Source organism: Psychrobacillus sp., assembly GCF_056205495.1.
Map to the genome: position 1 here is coordinate 1 of NZ_JBAEAP010000346.1, position 2,161 is coordinate 2,161.

Consider the following 2,161-nt stretch of genomic DNA (forward strand, 5'->3'; position numbering starts at 1 on the left):
GTCATTATAGGGACAGTCGATGGGCGCAATCATCTAGACTGGTTCAAGGAAATTGTGCCTTATGGTAAGCCGGTGTTTATCGATAAGCCAGTCGTCATGAGCAGTAAGGAAATGGCAGAGGTTATTAGGTTAAGTAAAGAACACGCGACACCTGTCATGAGCTCCTCTGCTTTACGTTTTTCGGAATCGGTTATGGCGGTCAAAGGGTCAGTAGACTGGAGCAGTGGCTATTTCTACGGACCAACCCCCATGCAGGAGCAGCTAACCGGATACTTCTGGTACGGTATCCACCTAGTCGAAATGGCGGTCACTCTTTTCGGGACAGGCGTGGAGAAGGTACAGGTAGAGCAAAAGGCAGATTGTCACCACGTCCACCTGATATACAACGATGGCCGACACCTCATCATTCGAGGAGAAACCGAATGGCACAGCCGTTTTGGAGCAGTATTGCACTCCGCGGATGATGTACAGATATTGAAGCTATGGGAAGAAGAGAAACCTTTTTACGCTGGCTTGGTCGAGCATATGGTAGAATTTTTTGAAACAGGGAAAGCAACCGTATCTTTAGAGGAGACGGCGGAGATTGTAAGGATTATTGAGGAGATTAATAAGGGATTATAAGATGAAAAACACCATTCGAGCTGAGGCTTGGATGGTGTTTTTTTGAATGGTTTAGATAGTCGGAGGTTAATTAAAGGCATATAATATTTAACCTTTTTTATTGATTGTTCGTGTTTTTAACTAAAAAAAAGTTAAAATTTATAAGAAAAATGGTATTATTACGATTATTCCGAATGATATAATAATAAAGTTATAATAAATGAACTTTAATAAGGGGGAGAAAATTTGTTTAGTGGGAAAGGGATTGTAGCAAGTTTTTTAGTTGTGGTTTTATTATTAGGGAATGGAATGTTTCTAAAACAACTTCCTGTACATGCAGAAGAAAAGGATATTAATATTACCCTTCTTGCAACTTCAGATATTCATGGGCGATTTATGCCGTGGGATTATGCGATAGATGGTCCGAATGTAAGCGGGAGTCTTACGCAGCTATATACCATTATTAAGCAAGTGCGAGCAGAGAATCCAAACACCATTTTATTGGATAATGGAGATTTGATACAGGACAATTCTGCAGAGCTATTCAACGATCAGCCGTTATCTCCTATGACTCAAGCGATTAATGCGATGGGCTATGAGGCATGGACTTTTGGTAACCATGAATTTAACTTTGGTTTAGATGTGTTAGACAAGGTTTCTAGTCAATTCAAAGGACCAAGACTTGCAGGTAATGTATACAAGGAAAATGGGGAACGTTTTTTACCTGCTTATACTATTATCGAACGTGATGGAGTAAAGGTTGGAATCATCGGGATGGTCACTCCATTAATAACACAGTATGAAAAGGGTACGGATCATTTAGAGGGTCTAGTCGTCAAGGATCCTGTAGAGGAAACGAAAAAAGCAGTGAAAGAGCTAGAAGGTAAAGTAGATGTAATGATTGGTCTTTTACATATGGGTCTTGAAAATGAAAACGGTAATCCTGGAACAGGCGTAATGGACATTGCTAATGCAGTGCCAGAGCTAGCTGGTATTTTTGCAGGGCATAACCATGTATTGATTAACAGTGAAAATGTAAATGGCGTTGTAATTACAGAGCCTGCAAAATATGGTACTCATATTTCAAGAATTGATTTAACCTTCACCAAGGATGGGGAAAAGTTAACACTGAAGGATAAAGGTGCTTCCACAATTCCAGTCAAAGCTGCAGACGGAACCACTGTAAAGTCGGATGAAGAGCTGGAAAAATTATTGCAGCCTTACCATGAGTTCGCTCGTGCAGACGCAAATGTGGTGGTCGCACAATTAAAAGGGACAAACCTTGTTCCTCCTAATGAAATAGACGGTATCCCAGCAGTACAAGTCCAAGAAACACCTTTGTCGGACTTTTTCCATGAGGTGATGCTTCATTATAGTAATGCAGATGTGGTAGCTCATCAGATAGATAATGACAAAGCGTCCTTAAATGTTGGACCTATAAAGAAAAAAGACATTGCTTACAACTACCAGTTTGCTGGTGGCGAAGTTTCTGTCTATGAAGTAACAGGAAAAGATTTAAAGGATTATATGGAATGGGCAGTTGGGTATTTCAATAGTACTC

2 protein-coding genes are annotated in these 2,161 nt (G+C 40.3%); both read left to right on the forward strand.

Translation table 11 applies throughout. The annotated features are described in order from the left end of the window. Positions 1 to 621: Gfo/Idh/MocA family oxidoreductase (locus AC06OU_RS10360; protein ID WP_475855600.1), on the forward strand; the 621-nt coding region annotated here is incomplete at its 5' end. A 264-nt stretch (positions 622 to 885) separates the two neighbouring features. Then, the coding region (locus tag AC06OU_RS10365; protein WP_475855601.1) for a bifunctional metallophosphatase/5'-nucleotidase at positions 886 to 2,161 on the forward strand (1,276 nt) is incomplete at its 3' end.